Genomic DNA, 22,422 nt, shown 5'->3' with positions numbered 1-22,422 from the left:
CGTAAAGAGGTTTTTCTTTTCTAACGATTTTTTCTTTATATAATGTTTATACTAATTTTTAAAGTGAGGTGAATACAAATGACAAACCACGTTAATAAAGGAGCTCAAAAAAGTTCAGTAAACCAATTTGGACACGACCCTAATTCAGCACACGAAAAGAGCGCTAAAATGGAACGCTTCCATAAAGCGCACCAAGAAAAAGCAAAAAAAGAGTAAACGAACTTATACACAAAAATAGACGCACAGTTTATGTACTGTGCGTCTCCTCTTCGAGCATCAAATCCATACTCGATATTCCAATTAAATCATTTTTATCATACGTATCTTCTTGCAACAACCGCATCGCCTGTGTACGAATTGATTTTTCAACAATATTCCGTACATACCGCCCATTACTAAATGATGTAATTTGCGACGAATACTTCACCGCATGTAAATGATCCCTAAATTTCCATTCAGCTTCTTTTGATAACTGATATTCACGATCTTCATACATTCTCTTTCCAATTTCCAATAGCTGATTTACCGAGTAATCCGCAAATTCAATAATAAATGGAAAACGAGATTGCAGCCCTGGATTTAACGAAAGAAAGTGATTCATCTCTCTTGAATATCCAGCTAAAATCAATACAAAACCATGTTGTTTATCTTCCATATGTTTTACAAGCGTATCAATTGCTTCTTTTCCAAAGTCCTTCTCTCCTCCTCGAGCTAAAGAATACGCCTCATCAATAAACAAAATACCTCCCATTGCTTTTTTTATTAAGTCTCTTGTTTTTTGAGCTGTATGGCCGATGTACTCTCCTACAAGATCAGCACGTTCAGCTTCAACCAAGTGGCCTTTCGATAGAATATTCATCTCAAACAGCAATTTTCCTATCATTCTAGCAACAGTTGTCTTCCCTGTACCCGGATTCCCTTTAAACAGCATATGAAGCACTTGCTTCTCAGACTTCAATCCCTTCTCTTGTCTTTTTTTATTCACATAAATCCAAGCATATATTTCTTTTATTATCTTTTTTATATCATCCATCCCAACAAGCTTCCCCATCTCTTCTTCAATTCTCTGCAGCATTTCATGTTTAATTGTAGTTTCATTTGAAATTACCGTTTTATTTTCTGCGGCTGGCAAAGAAATTTTCTTTCGATGGTTTAACACAATATTAATTTGATTGTTGTTTTTCTTTCGCATCGATTGTTCCATACAATCACCTCATTTTATCCCGCTATTTGCGAGCAGTAAGACTCCCACCTCGACATTCAGCAAACGTTTGGTATTTAAGCGGGAGATAACCGCCCGTAAATGCCCGATTGGTTCAACTAATAATCGCAGAGGATGAACAAAATCCCCACTGATTATAGTTTCACTTTATCCACTCACCAAATATTATTATTCCTGTCCCCCTTGTAAATGCCTATTTTCAGAAAAGTTTGCTATAATATAAGAAATAATTAAGGTGGTGGGACTATGGAGACAACGGAATTCCATGATACAATACAAGCCTTTTCTATTTTTTTATTGAATAAAGGCCGAAAACCCTCAACTATTAAACGTTATGTTTATGACGTTGAAGACTTCGGACATTGGTTAGAAAAAAACAAAAAGCTCCCTTCCAGTAATATATGGGCTACACTTTGTACAAAAGACTACGAAGATTACTTTTCCGATTTAAAAACGAATCGACATTACTCAGAAAAAACGATGCATCGTGTATTTACTGTATTAAATAGAATGCATCACTTTCTAAACATTCCCAATCCATTGAAGAATATGGAAATATCTATTCAACCAGACCGTACACTTCGTAACGAAGATTTCATTTCACCTGATGAAGAAAAAAGATTAAAGTATATAGTCACTTCATTAGAAGGACTTTCAGAAAAACAACTTCCTGTGCGCCCTTTATTAACGGATCGCAATATTGCTATTTTAAATCTATTGATCGACTACGGTTTATCCTTACAGGAACTTACAGCATTAACAATGCATCACGTTCACTTTGAAACTAACACATTGTCAATCCCAGCAACCGCAGGTGTAGAAAGAACAATTACATTAGCAAAAGAAGACAAAAAACAACTATATAATTATTACAAAAGTATCCCAGAACCAGTTCGTCCTAAGTATCATAGTGATGATTCATTGTTTGTCGCATTTGATTTTAACCGCGGAACATACAGGTGGGTATATGAAAATGATGCACCAAAGGCATTAACGGAAATTGCTATACAAAAAATGATTCGCCTCGAAGTGGCTAGAGCCAATTTACGTAAAGGAATTTCAGGACAACATTTTCGTAACACCTATATTTTAAACTTAATAAAAAAAGAAACTCCTGAATCAGAAATTATAAAACTCGCTGGATTCAAATCAAAAATTTCATTAAAGCGATATTATCAATACGCAGAAAATAGAAAAAACGCCTTATTGTAAGGCGTTTTTTCTATTTTTTCTTTAAACAAACGATTTTACTATGACCATTTAACTAATTTCTGCATCTACTATGATGAGTTTCGTTCACATTTTCGTGAGAAAGGAGAGATTTAATGTCTCGTTATAACGACAATCAAAACAAATTCTCCAAACCATGCTTTCCAAGTAGCGCTGGACGAATCCCAAATACTCCATCAATCCCAATTACTAAAGCTCAACTTAGAACATTTCGTGCGATTATTATTGATTTAACAAAAATAATCCCAACACTTTTTGCAAATCCATCCCCAAAAAATATTGAAGATCTAATCGATACATTGAACCTACTAAGTAATTTTATTTGTTCACTAGACGCTACTTCCTCCCTGAAAGCACAAGGGTTAGCTATTATTAAAAACTTAATAACTATATTAAGAAATCCAACCTTTGTAGCAAGCGCTGTATTTATTGAGCTTCAAAATCTCATTAACTATTTACTATACATTACAAAATTATTCCGAATTGACCCTTGCACACTTCAAGAGCTTCTTAAATTAATAGCAGCATTACAAACTGCTCTAGTTAATTCTGCTTCGTTCATTCAAGGACCTACCGGACCTACTGGACCAGCAGGCGCTACTGGTGCTACCGGACCTCGAGGTAACACGGGCGCTACTGGCGCTACCGGACCTCGAGGTAACACGGGCGCTACCGGTGCCACTGGACCTCAAGGTAACACGGGTGCTACCGGCGCTACCGGTGCCACTGGACCTCGAGGTAACACGGGCGCTACCGGACCTCAAGGTAACACGGGCGCTACTGGCGCTACCGGTGCCACTGGACCTCGAGGTAACACGGGCGCTACTGGCGCTACCGGACCTCAAGGTAACACGGGCGCTACTGGCGCTACCGGACCTCAAGGTAACACGGGCGCTACTGGCGCTACCGGTGCCACTGGACCTCAAGGTAACACGGGTGCTACTGGCGCTACCGGTGCCACTGGACCTCAAGGTGCTACTGGTGCTACTGGACCTCAAGGTGTTCAAGGTAACACAGGTGCTACCGGTGCTACCGGTGCTACCGGTGCCACTGGCGCTACTGGTATAGGAGTTACCGGACCTACCGGACCTTCTGGCGGGCCTCCTGGACCTACTGGACCTCAGGGACCTCAAGGTAACACAGGTGCTACTGGTGCTACTGGACCTCAAGGTGCTCAAGGTAACACAGGTGCTACTGGTGCTACCGGACCTCAAGGTGCTCAAGGTAACACAGGTGCTACTGGTGCTACCGGACCTCAAGGTGCTCAAGGTAACACTGGTGCTACCGGCGCTACTGGACCTCAAGGCGTTCAAGGTAACACTGGTGCTACCGGTGCTACCGGCGCTACCGGCGCTACTGGACCTCAGGGTGTTCAAGGTAACACTGGTGCTACTGGTGCTACTGGACCTCAAGGCGTTCAAGGCAACACAGGCGCTACCGGTACCACTGGACCTCAAGGTGCTCAAGGTAACACAGGTGCTACTGGCGCTACTGGACCTCAAGGTGTTCAAGGCAACACAGGCGCTACCGGTACCACTGGACCTCAAGGCGTTCAAGGTAACACGGGTGCTACCGGTGCTACTGGACCTCAAGGTGTTCAAGGTAACACAGGTGCTACCGGTGCTACCGGACCTCAAGGTGCTCAAGGTAACACAGGTGCTACTGGTGCTACTGGTGCTACCGGACCTCAAGGTGCTCAAGGTAACACAGGTGCTACTGGTGCTACTGGCGCTACTGGACCTCAAGGCGTTCAAGGTAACACGGGTGCTACCGGACCTCAAGGCATTCAAGGACCAACAGGTGCTACCGGCGCTACTGGTATAGGAGTTACTGGACCTACTGGACCTTCTGGTGGACCTACCGGACCTACTGGGCCAACTGGACCTAGCTTCCCTATAGCAACAATTGTTGTAACAAACAATATTCAGCAAACAGTACTGCAATTTAATAACTTTATTTTTAGTACTGCAATTAACGTAAACAATATTATCTTCAACGGCACAGATACAGTTACTGTTATTAACGGTGGTATTTATGTAATTAGCGTATCCATTTCTACAACTGCGCCAGGATGCGCTCCACTCGGAGTAGGAATTTCAATTAATGGAGCAGTCGCAACTGATAATTTCTCTTCAAATTTAATAGGCGACTCACTTTCATTTACTACAATCGAAACATTAGCAGCTGGTGCAAGAATTTCTGTTCAATCTACTCTTAATGAGATTACGATCCCTGCGACAGGAAATACTAACATCCGCCTTACTGTATTTAGAATCGCTTAAATTTCATCATAGATTGTTTATGACAAATAAAAAAAGAGCGAGGAAACTCGCTCTTTTTTTGTTATGTACAATAATTCATTACTATTCTAATTCAATTGAAACATTTTTTTGTGGTACAAATGTAGAAATTGCATGTTTATAAATAAGCTGTTGCTTACCTTCTGTTTCCAGCAGGACTGTAAAATTATCAAATCCTTTAATTAGTCCACGAAGCTGGAAACCATTTAATAAGTACAGCGTAACAAACGTATTTTCTTTACGGAGTTGATTTAAAAACTGATCTTGAATATTGATTGATTGCTTCATGTCGAATCCTCCTCTTTTTCTCTACTTACTATTATTCGACTTTACTTGTAACTTTCCTTCTATGTATCGTAAAATTTCTGACGTTTTTTCACCGTCTGTAACATCAAACCACGTGACATCCATTTTATTACGGAACCACGTTAATTGACGCTTTGCATAACGACGCGAATTCGTCTTTAATTGTGATACCGCATCTTCTAAAGGGGCTCGATTCTCAAAATAATCATAGATTTCTTTATATCCAATTGCTTGAATAGATTGACAATCTCGTATCCCTCTATTATACAGACCTTCTACTTCCTCTAATAGGCCTTGTTCCATCATCAAATCCACTCGTAAGTTAATGCGATCGTATAGCATTTCTCGATCCATTGTCAAGCCAATTAATGAAACATCATAGAGTAACTCTTTTTCTTGTTTCTCAATTTGGTCACTCATTTTTTCACCCGTCGTGTGGAAAATTTCTAACGCCCGAATGACACGTCGTACATTATTTGCATGAATACGCTCCGCACTTTCCGGATCTACTTCTTGCAATTTTTTATGTACATATTCCACACCGCGTTCTAAAGCTAACTTTTCCATTTGCTCTCGGTATATCACATCACCAGCATCATCTGTAAACTGATAATCGAATAAAACAGATTGTATATAAAGACCGGTCCCACCAACTATAATTGGTAATTTACCACGTTCTGTAATTTCTCGAATATGTTTGCGAACACGTTCTTGAAATTCCGCGACAGAAAATGAATCTTCCGGATTTTTTATATCGACCATATAATGTGGAATTCCGTCCATCTCTGCTTGTGTTACCTTTGCAGTTCCAATATCCATCGTTCGATAGATTTGCATGGAATCACCACTAATAATTTCACCGTTCAACGCTTTGGCAAGATCGATACTTAACTTCGTCTTTCCAACAGCTGTTGGTCCAATGATGACAGCAACTTTTTCACGTTGCACTTCTCCCATAGCATTCAACTCTCTTTATGTAATATACTCCATCTATTGATTATACCCAATCTTACCAATTTTAACGGCATGATTGCAAGTTCTTTCATTTCGGTACATGAAATTACATATAAAAAAGAACATAGTTTGTCCAATTCTGCATATACATGATAAAAATAGTTTCGAGAGGATGAGTTAACTATGAAACAATCCACCATCAATTTTTCATCTTTGACAAAAGACCTCATTTTAGCTACTTCTACAAAAGAACAAAATTGTTCACAAGAGGAATTATACTTCGCCCTAAATTGTTTACTACGGGCTTTTCATTCTACTCTCCATGAAACAACATCACATCCAGAAAATAAAAATACAGAATATATACAAACACAATTTTGCAGTGCATATAAAATTATTACAGGTAAAACTATTTATCCCTTTCAATAATCCATAAAAAGCGGCTGCTTACATAATTTCAAGCAACCGCTTTTTATATTAATATCGATAACCTATTGTATAACTTTCACTTTTACAGATTTGCGCCCCCAGCTATTAGCACTACCATCTGAACCGACTAATACATCAATACGATTTCCTTTAATCGCACCACCAGTGTCTCCAGCAATCGCTTCTCCATATCCTTCTACCCATACTTTTGATCCAAGCGGAATTACTTTCGGATCAACAGCAATTACTTTCATATTTGGATTTGCTGTTAAATCATGCCCCATTGCAGTTAATACACGACCACCATACGAACCATTCTCACTCGGATCTGCTGTATATGCCGTCGCTTCTACTGTAATTTCACGACCACCAGTAGGCGCACTTGTTTCAGTAGATTTCGCAACTGGTTTTGCAGCCGGCTTTTCTTTTACCACAGGTTTACTTGATTCTACATTCTTAATAGAATCGTTACTCTTAACAGACTCTTTATTCTTAACTGCTGTATTATTTTTAACCGGCGCTTCTTCTTGAGCTACAACCTCTTTCTTTTCAATTACAGGTGCCGTTCCTGTTAAAAATGGCACGTGAACATATCCGACTTTTCCATTGTAGTCGAATTGTAACCATTCATTTTGAACTTGATTCGTCGTTTCAATCACATCATTTTTATTAAGTTTACCTAAAATTTCAGAATCAGTATTCGCTCCAGCACGAACATTTAATACGCCCGCCGTTACATAATATGTGCTCTTTGTAAAATCAGCACTTACAAACGCTTCCTTACCGTTTAACTTAATTTTTGTCCATCCATTCTCTGTATTTATAACATCTAGTGTATTCCCACTTAACACTTTACCTACAAGCTTTGACTCTACATTTGGGTTTTCTCTAACATTTAATACGTCTGTTGTTACAATTGTTTCCGCTTTAGCAGAACCCGCAAAAATCCCAAGACCAAAAACTGCTGCTGTTGCTATACTTAATAATTTTTTCATGAATAGCCTCCATTTGCTTTGTTTTCGTATTTTCATTATAGCAACAGATTTTTAGAATTTTTAGAAATCACACAATTACAAAGCATTCGTAATATACAATTAACGAGTTGTAACATAAATTTCCATATTAATAAAATATATTTCTCATACAATCTCCAGTGGTTTTCATATATTTTTCATATACGAGCACAAGAACTTTTTTCCAGAAAAAATTACAGTGTTACTTTTTTGTTACAAAAAATTCACAATTCGTTACATCTTTTACCAAAAAACATCAATATTCCATTGTTAACTTATTTTTTTGTAATAAAAAGAGAGCAGCTACTAAAAGCTACTCTCTTTTTATTTGTTATTGAACTTTCTTTTTCCAAACACCTAGCATAATAGCCGAGACAATTGTTCCAATTAATATAGAGAAAATATATAGTAACGGTTTATTTACTAACGCTATTACAAATAATCCACCATGCGGTGCCGGTAATGTAATTTGGAATAACATAGATAACGCACCTGCAATACTTGAACCAACAACACAACTTACGATTACTCGAACCGGATCTGCAGCTGCAAACGGAATCGCACCTTCTGTAATGAACGATGCTCCCATAATATAATTTGTTAAACCAGATTTACGTTCCGCTTCTGTAAACTTTGATTTAAAGAATGTAGTTGCGAATGCAATCGCAAGTGGCGGTACCATACCACCAGCCATAACTGCTGAGTGCACTCCAAAATTCTGTGCTTCTATTGCAGCAATACCAAACGTAAATGCCGCTTTATTAATTGGACCACCCATATCAATTGCCATCATACCACCTAAAATAAGACCTAGTAATATAGCATTCGTACCATTTAAACCATTTAACCACCCTGTCAACATTTCATTTAATGCTACTACAGGCGGAATTACTACTTTTTGCATTACAACTCCTGTAATCAATAATCCAAAGACTGGATATAACAAAACAGGTTTAATTCCTTCTAATTGTACTGGTAGTCCTGAAAATAATCTTTTTAACCCTAAAACAACATATCCAGCTAAGAAACCAGCAATTAATCCACCTAAAAATCCAGCATTCGCATTCGCCGCTAAAAATCCACCTACAACACCAGGCATAAAACCAGGACGATCAGCAATAGAGCTTGCAATAAATCCAGCTAAAATTGGTACAAGGAATAAAAATGCACCTGTTTTTCCTCCACCAATTGACATGAACAATTCAGCTAAAGGACCTTCCGCCTTTATACCACCAAACGAAAATGCTAGCGCTATTAAAATCCCGCCACCAACAACGAATGGAAGCATATTACTTACACCGCTCATTAAATGCTTATAAATTCCTAATCCTTTTTCTCTCTCAATACTTTCTGTTTTCCCATCCTCTTTTACACCTTTAAAGATTGGTGCATCTTGTTTGACAGCTCGTTTAAGCAGATTTTCCGTTTTTCTAATCCCATCAGCAACTGGCACTTGAATGACATGTTTACCAGCAAAACGATTCATTTCTACTTGTTTATCTGCCGCAACAATAATAGCTGTTGCACGTTCAATATCCTCTTTCGTTAAACCGTTTTTAATACCTGTTGATCCGTTCGTTTCAACTTTAATCGCTATTCCTAACTCTGCCGCTTTTGCTTTTAAGCTATCCGCCGCCATATATGTGTGAGCGATTCCAGTTGGGCAAGCTGTAACAGCAAGTACGTACGGTTCATTTCCTTCTGGTTTTGCGACTTCAATCTCTTCTTCTTTTTCATTCTCTTTTTCATCAAATAGTTGAAGAAGCTCACTTTCATCCTTCGCTTCTAATAGTTGCTTGCGAAACCCTTCATCCATTAATAATGTCGATAAACGAGACAACGTTTCTAAATGAGTATTATTCGCTCCTTCACTTGCAGCAATCATAAAGAATAAGTATGCCGGTTGTCCATCAAGCGACTCATAATTGATACCGCTTACACTTCTACCAAAACAAATCGATGGTTGTTTAACAGCCTTTGTCTTCGCATGAGGTATTGCAATACCTTCCCCTATTCCAGTCGTACTTTGGGACTCCCGCTTTAAAATAGCTTCTTTAAATTCCGTTTTACTATTTAAACGATTTGCCCCGTTTAATTTCTCAACTAATTCATCTATGACAGCTTCTTTATTTGAAGCTGTCAAATCCATAATGACTGTATCCCTTTTTAATAGTTCTGTAATTTTCATATGTTGCTTCCCCCTATCGCTTAGCTACAATTACTTGCGACAATAATTCTTCTACTTTTTCCTTCTTACATAAATCAGCTGAAAATGCTGTTGCACTCCCTGTTGCAACGCCGTATTGAAATGCCTTTTCAATATCTTTTGTCTGTTCATATTTGCCTACAAACCCTGCAACAAGAGAATCTCCGGCCCCAACTGAATTAATTACAACACCTTTTGGAACAGTCGCTTCATATATACCTTCTGCCGTAAATAATAAAGCTCCCTCTCCAGCCATCGATACGATAACGTGTTTTACACCTTGTTCAATTAATTTTCTTCCATAAGGTAAAATGTCTTCTACTGTTGAAAGCTCCACTCCAAACAACTCACCAAGTTCATGGTGGTTTGGCTTAATTAAAAATGGCTTATTTTTAATTACATGTTGCAGTGCACTTCCACTTGCATCTACTACTACACGAATACCTTTTTCAGCTCCAAACGCAGCGATTGATTCGTAAAAGGTACTTGGAATAGAGACTGGTACACTCCCAGCGAGTACAACACAATCTCCAGGTTGCATACTCTCAATTTTTTTCATTAACTGTTCGAACTGCTCTTTTGTTACAATAGGACCTTGGCCATTTAATTCTGTTTCTTCTTTCCCTTTTATTTTCACATTAATGCGAGTATCTTCATCTACTTGGACGAAGTTTGTTGTTACACCTTCGTCATGTAATACCTCTTTAATAAATTGACCAGTAAATCCACCAGTAAATCCAAGTGCTATATTTTTAACACCTAAACGCTGAAGAACACGAGAAACATTAATTCCTTTTCCTCCAGGAAACTTCATATCTTTCTCCGCTCGATTTATTGTTCCTAAATCAAAAGAAGGAACTTGCACTACATAATCAATAGATGGGTTTAAAGTAACTGTATAGATCATTGTTTATCAGCCTCAATTACATTGGTTTGTTTTTTATATTTTTCTAAATCAATTTCTAAATGGTTTGTAATAATATTTGCATCTTCAACATTTGCAATTTTCGCAAACGCAACTTCTGAAAACTTACTTTCATCAATTAAGAAATATCCTTCGTTTGCTAATGTTAGTGCCATTTGTTTTAGGAGCGCTTCTTCTGGATCTGGCGTTGTAAAGCCAAGCTGTTCATGTACACCATTTGCACCTAAAAAACATTTATCAAAGCGATACTTCTGCATACTTTCCTGTGCCATAGCACCGATTAAAGCTTTCGTCCTACTCTTCATCATTCCGCCTAGTAAATACGCACGAATATTATTTTCAACTAAAGCTTCAATATGCATAAGTCCATTCGTAACGACAGTAACATCTTTATTGATTAAAAATGGAATCATTTCAAATGTTGTACTCCCCGCATCTAAATAAATACAATCACCTTGTTCAACAACGCTAGCTGCATAATTAGCAATTTGTTGTTTTATTTGAATGTTTTTGGATGATTTTTCAACCATCGTTGGTTCTTGCCCTTTTCCTGTTAAAACAGCGGCACCACCATGAACTCTTTTTAATAACCTTTGCTTTTCCAATTGTGCTAAATCACGGCGAATTGTCGACTCAGAGCTTTCTGTTCTTTCAACTAATTGCTGTAATTTTACAACTCTCTGTTCTTTTACAAGTTGCAATATCATTTGATGACGTTCAGGAGTTAACATTTTATTCACCTCTTCTTTGATTACAGTATAATGAAAACGGTCACAAAAATCAACCATAAACAATCAAAAATAATCACAAACATTCATAAACGTTTATAAAAAGCAAAAAAAGAAACCTATTCGATCAAACAATCAAATAGGTTTCTTTTCTAAATTCACTTATAAAGAAGCTTTATATATACTTAGAACATCATCTTTATTTAATTTTTTAAAGTTACCAAATTCACCATACGCCATCGCTTTATTAGCCATTATATCAATTTCATTTTCTCCAATACCGTAATCAGCTAATGTTGCTGGCGCTTCAATTGAAGTCCAAAATTGACGCAGTGCCTCAATTCCTTCTAACGCCACTTCTTTATCTGTTTTTCCATCTGTTTCTATTTCAAATACACGAATAGCGAACTGTTTAAAACGACTTACATTTTCATCTACGACATGCTTCATCCAGTTAGGGAATAGAATTGCTAAGCCGCCTCCATGCGGTATATCATGAACAGCAGAAACTGCATGTTCAATATTATGAGTTGCCCAGTCACCTCTTACTCCCATCGCTAAAATACCATTTAACGCCATCGTTCCGCAATATAAAATTGTTTCCCTATGTTCATAATTTTCTAAATCACTTAAAAGCTTGGGAGCTGTCTCAATTACTGTTTTTAAAACAGATTCACAATAACGATCTTGTAGTTCTGTATTCGTTCCATGATGGAAATATTGTTCTAATACATGTGACATAATATCTACCATACCATAAATCGTTTGATCTCTCGGCACAGATGCAGTATGAACTGGATCTAAAATTGAAAACTGCGGGAATGTAACTGGGCTTCCCCATCCATACTTTTCATTCGTTTCCCAATTTGTAATTACCGAGCCTGCATTCATTTCAGAACCTGTCGCAGCAAGAGTAAGTACAGTACCAAATGGTAATGCCTCACTAGCAAATGCTTTTTTCGTTACAATATCCCATACATCTCCATCATATTTACTACCAGCAGCAATCGCTTTCGTACAGTCGATTACACTTCCTCCACCAACTGCTAAAATAAATTCGACTCCATTATCTTTACAAATTTGAATCCCTTTCTTTACAGTTGATACACGAGGATTCGGTTCAACACCCGTCAATTCAAATACTTCTGCATTAATATCCTTTAAAATAGAAATCACATTATCATAAATACCGTTTCTTTTAATACTGCCTCCTCCATATACGAGAAGAACCTTCTTACCAAACTGTGGAATTTCAGTTTTTAACTGTTCTAATTGATCTTTACCGAAAATAAGTTTCGTTGGATTACGAAATACAAAATTTTGCATATTTCTTTACCATCCCTTCTATTTGAAAAGCAACTATACTTTTGTATACCATATTTTTTTCATTTCACAAAAAGATTTGCTTAACAAAAAAGCCCCAGCCTAAAGGCTGAGACTTTTATTGATAATAAGGTGAGATCATTAAGTACACAATAACACCAGATAAACTTACATATAACCAAATTGGCATTGTCCAACGTACAATTTTACGGTGACGTGTTAATTGATTTGTAAAACCAAATACAAGTGCAAACAATGCAAGTGGTACGATAATTGCTGCTAGGATAATATGTGTAATTAAAATGATGAAATACACATATTTAATGAATCCTTCTCCGCCAAAATGTGTTGCCGGTGCTAAGTAATGATACGATAAATACGACACACAAAATAGTAAAGTTGTCGTAAATGCTGCAAGGATGAAACCACGATGCATTTTCACATTCTTTTTAATAATAGAGAATAACGCTGCTAATAAAAATACGAACGTAAAGCTATTAAAAATCGCGTTTAACATTGGTAAAATCGTTACATCAAAATGTACTTCTCCTTCATAGCCAACAGGTCCAAAGAACAAAAATAAAATAATCGCATTTACAATTACAGAAAGCGTTATCACAATAGGAGCATAGCTTTTCTGATTTGTTGATTGATCCACCAAAATGGTCACTCCCTCTTCCTTCAAGTATGTATACGTAACCTCACTATTTTAACATATTATTCACAGTGTAAATGTGACAATAGTTTGACACAGCAAGACAAAACAAAGAAAAAAATCCTTCTTAATAAAACTTCTTAAGAAGGATTTTATCGCTTTATTATTCAAATAGCAACGCGATTAATTTTTGTTAAAAAATGTATCGCTATATGCTTGAAAAATTTCAGACACTTGATATCCCATTAATGAAATTGCTGTTAATGAAAAGAAACCAATCATAAGAAATCGAAACCACATATAAATCTCCTCCTTGTATTTAGCTTAAAAAACGTTAGCTACCTTACAAGTTGCGTGGCACTCTTCATCATCACTTTCCTTCTTCTTTACAATTGCTGTAATAAATCGAATCATAAAGAAAACTACAAAAGGAAATTGTTCGTAATTCACATTGGCATAGTTTAGCAACGGCTCGCGCTGCACATCGAACGGAGATGAGAAGGAATAGAACATACCTTGCTCTTCCATATATACAATTACAATTTTCATGCAAAATACTATTCCTAGAAACGAAACAATATCTTGCCATTCTGTCGTATATAACAGGTTATACAGCTCTAATACGTACTCTTCCATCATCATCCCCCCCCTTCCTTTTTTACCATTTTGCTCGCCTTCGTATAAAAAGTCAAGAAAAAAGTTTATATCCACTATGACAATAGTAATTACTTGTTTCTATGATTATATATGATTCTTTTATAGCAATGACTGGGTGTAACTCTCTTCGAAAATAAGAAAATTAGAATCGAACAGATTCCTCATTCTTACTTTTAGGATTCAAAACTGTGCTATTTTTATTTCTATTAAAAATAAAATAAGAAAGTATGATAAGAACTGTAACAAACATTGTTAAAAGTGCTTGTGAACGTAAAGTATCAATTGCGAACATCGCAACTAAAACTGCTATAATAGCAGCAATTGTAACATAAGTTACATACGGAAAAAGCCACATTTTCACTTTCAAATTTTTTTGTTCTACTTTCCCCATTTTTTTACGCATCTTTAAATGCGAAACTGCAATAACGAGATAAACTAGTAACGCAATCCCGCCAGATGCATTCACTAAAAACAAAAAGACTTTATCTGGAGAAATGTAACTAAAAACAACTCCAATATAAGCGAAGACCGTTCCAAATAAAACCGCTCGAACAGGAACACCACTACTGTTCAATTTTAAAAATGACTTTGGCGCATCTCCTCTTTCTGCCATTGAAAAAAGCATTCTTGAATTTGTATATAAGCCTGAATTTAAGCAAGAAAGTACAGCTGTTAAAACGATAAAATTCATAATTTGTGCTGCCGCTGGTATTCCTATATGTTCAAGTACAGCTACAAATGGACTTTTTAATATGTTAGCTGAATTCCATGGCAGTAGCGTAACAACTACCGCTATAGACCCAATAAAAAATACAAGAATACGCCAAATCACACTGTTTGTTGCTGTTTTTACTGCTTTTACAGGTTCTGCAGATTCACCAGCCGCTACTGCTACAATCTCTGATCCCATAAATGAAAATATAACAACAGTAATTCCAAGCAAGACCGAACTTATACCGTTTGGCATAAACCCACCTTGTCCAATTAAATTCGAAGTGCCGGGTGCTTCTGTTCCTGGAACAAATCCTAAAATAACAGCAAGACCTAGACAAAGGAACAAAACAATACTTATTACTTTAATAAAAGAAAACCAATATTCAAACTCTCCAAATGATTTCACCGAAAAAACGTTCGTCAGCGTTAATAAAATTGTTAATATTAAACTTAATAACCATAGCGGTATTTGTGGAATCCAATATTGGATAATACCAGCACCTGCTGTGGCTTCTATTGCAATAACAATTACCCAGAAAAACCAGTATAACCAGCCTATTGTATAACCCGCCCATGGACCAATTGCTTCTCTTGCATACGTTGCAAATGAACCACTTGTCGGATTTACAGCTGCCATTTCTCCTAGCATTCTCATGACGAAAATGACTAGAAGTCCTGCTAATGCATATGAAACGATAGAACCAGGTCCTGCCGAATGTACAACGGCACCACTTCCAACAAACAAACCAGCCCCTATTACGCCGCCAATTGAGATCATTGTAATGTGGCGTATTTTGAGATCTTTCTTTAGATTTTTATCCAACTCTTGTACATCCCCTTCCAAACTAAATTTTGAAATTTATGTAAGAGTACTGTGCGAAAGATTTTGTTCTATACGTTAAAATATATCAAAATATTCTGAATTTAACAATTGCAATTCAATCTCCTTCAAAAATTATTTCATTAGGTTTAATACTTTCCCACACACAATTGTTGAGAAAATTATAGTCCTCTTACAAAAGAGAGAATTTTCAGATATTATTAAACAAACAAGATTATACATCTAGACAACTTTTTGTATAGGAGTGTTGATATGTTAAACAAGTTCAAATTTTTTTGTTGTATTTTAGTACTGTTCTTACTACTACCGCTATCCCCTTTCCAAACACAAGCAGCAAACAATTTAGGTTCAAAATTACTCGTTGGATACTGGCATAACTTTGATAACGGTACTGGCATTATTAAATTAAAAGACGTTTCACCAAAATGGGATGTAATCAATGTATCTTTTGGTGAAACTGGTGGTGATCGTTCCACTGTTGAATTTTCTCCTGTGTATGGTACAGATGCAGACTTCAAATCAGATATTTCTTATTTAAAAAGTATAGGAAAGAAAGTAGTTCTTTCAATAGGAGGACAAAATGGAGTCGTTTTACTTCCTGACAATGCCGCTAAGCAACGTTTTATTAATTCCATACAATCTCTAATCGATAAATACGGTTTTGATGGAATAGATATTGACCTTGAATCAGGTATTTACTTAAACGGAAATGACATTAATTTCAAAAACCCAACTACTCCCCAAATCGTAAATCTTATATCAGCTATTCGAACAATCTCAGATCATTATGGTCCAGATTTTCTATTAAGCATGGCTCCTGAAACAGCTTATGTTCAAGGCGGTTATAGCGCATACGGAAGTATCTGGGGTGCATATTTACCAATTATTTACGGAGTGAAAGATAAACTAACATACATTCACGTTCAACACTACAACGCTGGCAGCGGGGTTGGAATGGACGGTAATAACTACAATCAAGGTACTGCAGACTACGAAGTCGCTATGGCAGATATGCTCTTACATGGTTTTCCTGTAGGTGGTAATCCAAATAACATTTTCCCAGCTCTTCGCTCAGATCAAGTTATGATTGGGCTTCCAGCAGCACCAGCGGCAGCTCCAAGTGGTGGATACATTTCGCCAACTGAAATGAAAAAAGCTTTAAATTATATCATTAAAGGAGTTCCGTTCGGAGGAAAGTATAAACTTTCTAACCAGAGTGGCTATCCTGCATTCCGCGGCCTAATGTCTTGGTCTATTAATTGGGATGCAAAAAACAACTTTGAATTCTCTAGTAACTATAGAACATATTTTGATGGTCTTTCCTTGCAAAAATAATAAAAAACAACAATAGGTTATAGGACCTATTGTTGTTTTTTATTTACCACAAATTACCACATCTCGTTCATCAAAATCAAATTGAGAATGATGATGTGGAATTGAATACATTAGTTACTATTTTGCTTCAACACAAAAACTGAAAGTTCAGGTACACTCCAAAATCTAACAGGCATCCTAGTAGTCCCAATGCCACGATTTACATATAAATATAACAGCTTACTCTTCCCCTCTACTTCATACATACCTTCAACATAATTCTCAGCTAGTTTGGTAGTAATTAATGGACCTACAAAAGGAATTTGGACTTGTCCTCCGTGACTATGTCCTGACAGTTGAAGATCCATTGGGTAACGATTTATTTTGGTTACAACATCCGGCTCATGTACTAATAACATGTTGAAATCATTTTGTTTCAAGTTTTTTAAAGTTGAATCTATTTGTGGCTTCCCTAATAGAAAATCATCTAAACCTGATATTGTAATATATTTGCCGTTTTCCACTTTAATCTTCTGCACTTCATTTACTAATACAGAAAAACCAGCTTCCTCCATATATTTTTTGTAAAATAAACTACCGCCCCCGCCCCTATCATGATTCCCAAACACAGCATATTTCCCTAAGGGCGCGTAAATTTTCTGCAAAATAGCCTTTGCTTCTTCTCTTTCCGCACTATAAGACCCAAATTTATCTATTAAATCTCCAGTAAAAACTACGATATCTGGATGTATTTCATTCATCTTCTCCACCAAATGTTCAAGTTGCTTCAATGTAAACTCTGGCCCTAAATGTACATCTGAAAACTGCAATATTTTTTTATTATTAAACTCTTTAGGAATTGTAGAAGCTTCTATTTCATTCCACGTAACTGTTACTAGTTTTCGTTCTATTTCTGTCGCATAATAATACAAACTTACTGGTATCATTAATATACTTATAAAACTAATAATAAATATCTTTACGATTGATTTTTTTCGTTCTTTTTTTACATAATTCGTATTCATGTTTTCACCTCTAGAAACACTTTAAATCCTTATTGTTACATTCATGTCACAACATGAACAATGTTATCAATATGTAATTCCCTCTCTATTCACTTTGACAATTTTATACAGAAGTCATAACATATTTTTATAATACATAGATTTTTGAAATTTTTTCTATTCATTCCATCATTTTATTACGGAGGGGTTATTCATGTCTGTATTTACACCAGAAGAAATTACGGAACTTGCTGCGAATTCAGGAAGGAAAAAAGCTCATTTATCATTGCTCCCTATGCTAATTCTTGGTTTTTTTGGTGGCGCTTTTATCGCATTAGGGTATTTACTCGATATTCATGTTATTGGGACAATGCCAAAATATTGGGGATCATTTTCTAGTTTTCTAGGCGCTGCTGTATTCCCTGTTGGTCTCATTCTCGTTATTCTTGCAGGCGGTGAACTAGTAACTGGTAACATGATGACAGTTTCTATGGCCTGGCTCCAAAAGAAAATTACTTTATTTTATTTCATACGAAATTTAGTTATTGTTACATTTAGCAATTTCATAGGAGCTGTATTCGTAGCCTATTTTTTCGGTCATATCGTCGGCTTAACTGAAGGAGCTTTTTTAGCGAAAACTATTTCTATCGCTCAAGCGAAACTACAAGATACACCATTGCAAGCATTTATTTCTGCAATCGGATGTAATTGGCTCGTTTGTTTAGCTGTTTGGCTCAGCATGGGAAGTAAAGAATTTATCGGAAAGATTATCGGTATTTGGTTCCCAGTTATGACTTTTGTTGCGATTGGATTTCAACACGTTGTAGCAAATATGTTTGTCATCCCAGCCGCAATTTTTGCCGGTCATTTCACTTGGGCTGAATATTTTCCAAACTTTATTTTTGTTTTCTTTGGAAATTTAGTAGGAGGTATGTTATTTGTAGCACTACCTTACTTCATATCTTATAATAAGAAACTACCTTCTCATCAAGAGAAGACTGAAATGAAGAACAAATCTCTGTCCGCTTAAATGGAATGTCTATAAAATGTCCTAAAAAATATTACAAATTTCATTTTTTTTGCGAATATATGTACGTACACTTGTTCTCGAATGTTTTATACGTTATAATAACAACTTAAATAGCATTATTTACATATGAGGTGAAAAACATGAACAAAACAGAATTAATTAAAAACGTAGCACAAAATGCTGAGATTTCTCAAAAAGAAGCTACTGTAGTTGTACAAACTGTAGTAGAATCAATCACTAACACTTTAGCTGCTGGTGAAAAAGTACAACTTATCGGATTCGGTACATTCGAAGTTCGTGAAAGAGCTGCTCGTACAGGCCGTAACCCACAAACTGGTGAAGAAATGCAAATCGCAGCTTCTAAAGTACCTGCTTTCAAAGCTGGTAAAGAACTAAAAGAAGCTGTAAAATAATGAAAAATATCCTTCTCATTTATGAGAAGGATATTTTTTTCATAACATAATTAATAAAAATCTGACCATTATGCTGTTTCTTTTGTTCCTTTATGCAAATAAAACCTTTACTTTCAAAGAAAGGTTTTGCTGTAATACTCGCTTCTGTATAGATTTCCCTATGCCCTAGGTTCACTGCTTCTTTTTCTAACTTCTGTAATATGGATGAGGCTATCCTTTTCCCTTGATAATATTTATGTGTAAATAAACGATCTACGTAATGATCCTCATTATAATCTCCAAACCCTACAATCACACCGTTATGATCCGCTACATAACTAATATTCTTTTCTAAAGACTTTAACCAGCTTTCTCTATCTAGTCGATCTGGTGCCCATGCCTGTAGCTGTAACTCATTATAATCTTTTGCATTAACCGTATGAACTGTTTCATAGAACAATTGTAATACTCGATTTAAATCTTCTTTCTGAAATGTTCTAACTATAATATCTTTTAACATATATAAGTCTCCTTACCAAACTACCTCTTAACTTTTCTACTACATACGATTCAATAATTCTTCTTTATTATATCGTTTTAATTTCTATACGAACAAAAAAACAATACTTATTCAAAGTATTGTTTTTTAATTCTATTCAATTACTTAATGTAGCTTTTTAAGATTTTAATTTAACTCTTTGTAATCGTAATGCATTTAATACAACGGATACAGAACTAAATGCCATCGCTGCTCCAGCAACCCAAGGGGCTAAGAAGCCTAATGCCGCAATTGGAATTCCTAACGCGTTATAAGCTAATGCCCAGAATAAATTTTGTTTAATATTTCTTATCGTCATTTTACTCATAAAGATCGCATCAGCAATACTATTTAAATCACCTCGGATTAACGTTATATCCGCTGCTTCCATCGCTACATCCGTTCCCGTTCCAATTGCCATACCAATGTTCGCTGTAGCAAGAGCAGGAGCATCATTTATCCCATCTCCAACCATCGCTACTTTCTTACCATTTGCTTGCAGTTTTTTCACTTCTTCTGCTTTTCCTTCTGGCAATACTTCTGCAATTACGTGATCAATACCAACTTGCTTTGCAATCGCCTGAGCAGTTTGTGTATTATCTCCTGTAATCATCACAACGTCTAGACCCATTTTTTTCAGTCTTGCGATAGCTGCTTTTGAAGTATCTTTCACAGTATCTGCAACGGCAACTATACCAGCATATTCTTTATCGATTGCAATAAGCATTGCTGTTTTTCCTTCTCGTTCTAGCTCTTCCATTGATTTTGAAACTTCTTCAATATCAATATTGAATTTCTTCATTAATCGACGTGTGCCAATTAATAATTGTTTTCCTTCTACGACTGATTCGATACCGAATCCAGGAATCGCTTCAAACGTTTCTGAACTTGGAATATCAATTTTCTTTTCTTTAATTCCTTCTACAATCGCTTCTGCAAGTGGGTGTTCAGAATTTTTTTCTGCCGCACCTACTAAACGTAGTATTTCTTCTTCATGGAATCCATCTGCTACAATTATATCTGTTAACACAGGCTTTCCGTTTGTCACAGTACCTGTTTTATCTAGAATAACTGTATCTAATCGGTGCGTTGCTTCTAAATGCTCTCCACCTTTAAATAAAATACCATACTCAGCCGATCTTCCTGATCCTGCCATGATAGATGTAGGCGTTGCAAGACCTAATGCACATGGACAAGCGATAACAAGTACTGCTATCATTTTCTCAAGTGCTCCGCCAAAATCACCAGGTGTAACAAATATCATCCATACTGCAAATGTGATAATCGCAATCACAACTACAACCGGTACAAAAATACCTGAAATTTGATCCGCTACCCTTTGAATAGGAGCTTTTGAACCTTGTGCCTCTTCTACTACTTTAATGATTTGAGCTAATGCAGTATCTCTGCCTACTTTAGTTGCTTTCACTTTTAAAAAACCATTTTTATTTATTGTCGAACCTATTACTACATCCCCAATTGACTTATCAACAGGAATACTTTCACCCGTTAACATCGATTCATCAATCGCTGATTTTCCTTCTACAATCTCACCATCTACTGGTATTTTTTCACCAGGCTTTACATAGACGATATCACCAGCTACTACTTCTTCAATCAAAATTTTTATTTCTGTTCCATCTCGCACAACTGTAGCTGTCTTCGCTTGTAAACCCATCAATTTTTTAATTGCTTCTGATGAGCGCCCTTTTGCTTTCGCTTCAAATAATTTACCTAAAATAATTAATGTAATAAGTACCGCACTCGTTTCAAAATATAAATCTGTCATATGTTCCGAAGAACCAATAGATTGAATACTTAAATATACACTATAGAAATACGCGGCCGACGTTCCAAGTGCCACGAGGACATCCATATTAGCACTTTTATTGCGTAACGCTTTATAAGCCCCAACATAAAACTGTCCACCAATGATAAATTGAACAGGAGTTGCAAGTGCTAGTTGCACCCAAGGGTTCATTAACATATCTGGTAAATAAATAAATGACGTAAATGAGAAATGACTAACCATTGCCCATAATAATGGGAAAGATAAAATAAACGAAATAATAAACTTCTTCTTTTGTCTTTCAATTTCTTGTAATCGATGATCAGTTGATGCATCTTGATCATCTGGTTTCACTTCTAATTTATATCCTAGCTTCGTAATCGCGCTCTTCATTTCATTTACATTAACTTCATCAGGGTTAAAGTCTACTGTGGCTGATTCTAAAGCAAAATTTACTGTCGCCTTGTTCACACCATCTAACTTATTTAAACGCTTTTCAACTCTATTTGCACATGTTGCACATGTCATTCCTGAAACAGTAAATTCAGCTTTATCACTTACAATTTCATATCCTAATAATTCAACTTTTTCTTTAAATTGTTGCGGATTTGTTTTAGTTGGATCGTACATTATTTTTGTTTTTTCAAGCGCAAAATTTACATTTGCCTCATGAACACCTTCTACTTTTTTTAGACCTTTTTCAATTCTATTTGCACATGCCGCACATGTCATTCCTGATATTTGAAGATTGGCCTCTTTTTTTTCATTCATGTCTCTCACCTCTATATACCCTTATGAGGTATAATTATTAGCAAAATAAATCGTACTTCATTTAAAGTACGATTTATTTCC

General features: G+C 36.2%; 21 protein-coding genes. 7 read left to right on the top strand and 14 right to left on the bottom strand.

The features are described 5' to 3' along the window. Positions 1-78: 78 nt before the first annotated feature. Positions 79-216, top strand: a complete 138-nt coding sequence (locus ACQRBL_RS18100) for a hypothetical protein (RefSeq protein WP_000181505.1) — start codon at positions 79-81, stop codon at positions 214-216. Positions 217-247: 31 nt separating this feature from the next. On the opposite strand, the gene spoVK is transcribed toward ACQRBL_RS18100, so the two are convergent. Next, the gene (gene spoVK / locus ACQRBL_RS18095; RefSeq protein ID WP_000438177.1) at positions 248-1,204 is read right to left on the bottom strand and encodes a stage V sporulation protein K; all 957 of its coding nucleotides are present in this window, start codon (positions 1,202-1,204) and stop codon (positions 248-250) included. A 264-nt stretch (positions 1,205-1,468) separates the two neighbouring features. Here spoVK and ACQRBL_RS18090 point away from each other — a divergent pair, with 264 nt between their 5' ends. Continuing rightward, positions 1,469-2,434: a tyrosine-type recombinase/integrase gene (locus ACQRBL_RS18090; protein ID WP_097826470.1), complete on the top strand. Its 966-nt coding sequence runs from the start codon at positions 1,469-1,471 to the stop codon at positions 2,432-2,434. A 113-nt stretch (positions 2,435-2,547) separates the two neighbouring features. Then, positions 2,548-4,734 (top strand): Gly-Xaa-Xaa repeat protein, encoded by a 2,187-nt coding sequence (locus ACQRBL_RS18085; protein ID WP_427735070.1) that lies wholly within the window; start codon positions 2,548-2,550, stop codon positions 4,732-4,734. Between the two features lie 81 nt (positions 4,735-4,815). On the opposite strand, the gene hfq is transcribed toward ACQRBL_RS18085, so the two are convergent. Next, on the bottom strand, positions 4,816-5,040 hold the full coding sequence (gene hfq, locus ACQRBL_RS18080; RefSeq protein WP_000813896.1) for an RNA chaperone Hfq: 225 nt from the start codon (positions 5,038-5,040) through the stop codon (positions 4,816-4,818). Positions 5,041-5,061: 21 nt separating this feature from the next. Then, positions 5,062-6,015 (bottom strand): tRNA (adenosine(37)-N6)-dimethylallyltransferase MiaA, encoded by a 954-nt coding sequence (gene miaA, locus ACQRBL_RS18075; RefSeq protein ID WP_000504953.1) that lies wholly within the window; start codon positions 6,013-6,015, stop codon positions 5,062-5,064. Positions 6,016-6,195: 180 nt separating this feature from the next. Here miaA and ACQRBL_RS18070 point away from each other — a divergent pair, with 180 nt between their 5' ends. After that, positions 6,196-6,441, top strand: coding sequence for a hypothetical protein (locus ACQRBL_RS18070; RefSeq protein WP_000814431.1), 246 nt, complete (start codon positions 6,196-6,198; stop codon positions 6,439-6,441). 62 nt (positions 6,442-6,503) lie between these two features. On the opposite strand, the gene entD is transcribed toward ACQRBL_RS18070, so the two are convergent. The 8 genes from entD to gabP form a co-directional block, all read right to left on the bottom strand. Next, positions 6,504-7,436, bottom strand: a complete 933-nt coding sequence (entD, locus tag ACQRBL_RS18065) for a cell wall-binding protein EntD (RefSeq protein WP_023522798.1) — start codon at positions 7,434-7,436, stop codon at positions 6,504-6,506. A 349-nt stretch (positions 7,437-7,785) separates the two neighbouring features. Continuing rightward, positions 7,786-9,642 (bottom strand): PTS fructose transporter subunit IIABC, encoded by a 1,857-nt coding sequence (locus ACQRBL_RS18060; RefSeq protein WP_063548405.1) that lies wholly within the window; start codon positions 9,640-9,642, stop codon positions 7,786-7,788. Between the two features lie 13 nt (positions 9,643-9,655). Further along, on the bottom strand, positions 9,656-10,567 hold the full coding sequence (pfkB, locus tag ACQRBL_RS18055) for a 1-phosphofructokinase (RefSeq protein ID WP_023522800.1): 912 nt from the start codon (positions 10,565-10,567) through the stop codon (positions 9,656-9,658). Continuing rightward, entirely contained in the window at positions 10,564-11,316 is a 753-nt protein-coding gene (locus ACQRBL_RS18050) for a DeoR/GlpR family DNA-binding transcription regulator (RefSeq protein WP_097920685.1), read from the bottom strand. Before ACQRBL_RS18050 ends, pfkB begins: the two co-directional genes overlap by 4 nt. A gap of 159 nt (positions 11,317-11,475) precedes the next feature. Next, complete coding sequence (locus ACQRBL_RS18045) at positions 11,476-12,639, bottom strand: iron-containing alcohol dehydrogenase (protein ID WP_001179068.1); 1,164 nt, start codon at positions 12,637-12,639, stop codon at positions 11,476-11,478. A gap of 115 nt (positions 12,640-12,754) precedes the next feature. After that, a complete protein-coding gene (locus tag ACQRBL_RS18040) occupies positions 12,755-13,297 on the bottom strand; it encodes a DUF420 domain-containing protein (protein ID WP_000228315.1) in 543 nt (180 codons plus the stop codon). 318 nt (positions 13,298-13,615) lie between these two features. Next, positions 13,616-13,927: a hypothetical protein gene (locus ACQRBL_RS18035; protein WP_000393491.1), complete on the bottom strand. Its 312-nt coding sequence runs from the start codon at positions 13,925-13,927 to the stop codon at positions 13,616-13,618. A 163-nt stretch (positions 13,928-14,090) separates the two neighbouring features. Further along, on the bottom strand, positions 14,091-15,485 hold the full coding sequence (gabP, locus tag ACQRBL_RS18030; protein ID WP_000360114.1) for a GABA permease: 1,395 nt from the start codon (positions 15,483-15,485) through the stop codon (positions 14,091-14,093). A gap of 270 nt (positions 15,486-15,755) precedes the next feature. Between gabP and ACQRBL_RS18025 the strand changes: the two genes are divergently transcribed. Beyond that, positions 15,756-16,838: a chitinase gene (locus ACQRBL_RS18025; protein WP_411996280.1), complete on the top strand. Its 1,083-nt coding sequence runs from the start codon at positions 15,756-15,758 to the stop codon at positions 16,836-16,838. Between the two features lie 110 nt (positions 16,839-16,948). Here ACQRBL_RS18025 and ACQRBL_RS18020 read toward each other — a convergent pair whose 3' ends face one another. Next, positions 16,949-17,842: a metallophosphoesterase gene (locus tag ACQRBL_RS18020; protein ID WP_023522802.1), complete on the bottom strand. Its 894-nt coding sequence runs from the start codon at positions 17,840-17,842 to the stop codon at positions 16,949-16,951. 193 nt (positions 17,843-18,035) lie between these two features. Here ACQRBL_RS18020 and ACQRBL_RS18015 point away from each other — a divergent pair, with 193 nt between their 5' ends. Together ACQRBL_RS18015 and ACQRBL_RS18010 are read left to right on the top strand one after the other, a co-directional pair. Beyond that, positions 18,036-18,851 carry a formate/nitrite transporter family protein gene (locus ACQRBL_RS18015; RefSeq protein WP_000110542.1) on the top strand — a complete coding sequence of 272 codons (816 nt, stop codon included), beginning with the start codon at positions 18,036-18,038 and terminating at the stop codon, positions 18,849-18,851. Positions 18,852-18,991: 140 nt separating this feature from the next. Next, positions 18,992-19,264, top strand: coding sequence for an HU family DNA-binding protein (locus ACQRBL_RS18010; protein ID WP_001043904.1), 273 nt, complete (start codon positions 18,992-18,994; stop codon positions 19,262-19,264). 19 nt (positions 19,265-19,283) lie between these two features. Here ACQRBL_RS18010 and ACQRBL_RS18005 read toward each other — a convergent pair whose 3' ends face one another. After that, the gene (locus ACQRBL_RS18005) at positions 19,284-19,763 is read right to left on the bottom strand and encodes a GNAT family N-acetyltransferase (RefSeq protein WP_078994042.1); all 480 of its coding nucleotides are present in this window, start codon (positions 19,761-19,763) and stop codon (positions 19,284-19,286) included. A gap of 157 nt (positions 19,764-19,920) precedes the next feature. Next, positions 19,921-22,341 (bottom strand): heavy metal translocating P-type ATPase, encoded by a 2,421-nt coding sequence (locus ACQRBL_RS18000; RefSeq protein WP_411996279.1) that lies wholly within the window; start codon positions 22,339-22,341, stop codon positions 19,921-19,923. Positions 22,342-22,422: the final 81 nt, after the last annotated feature.

The organism is Bacillus sp. AF62 (assembly GCF_050312695.1).
Lineage (GTDB): Bacteria > Bacillota > Bacilli > Bacillales > Bacillaceae_G > Bacillus_A > Bacillus_A cereus.
This window is presented reverse-complemented; position numbering and strand designations above follow the sequence as displayed.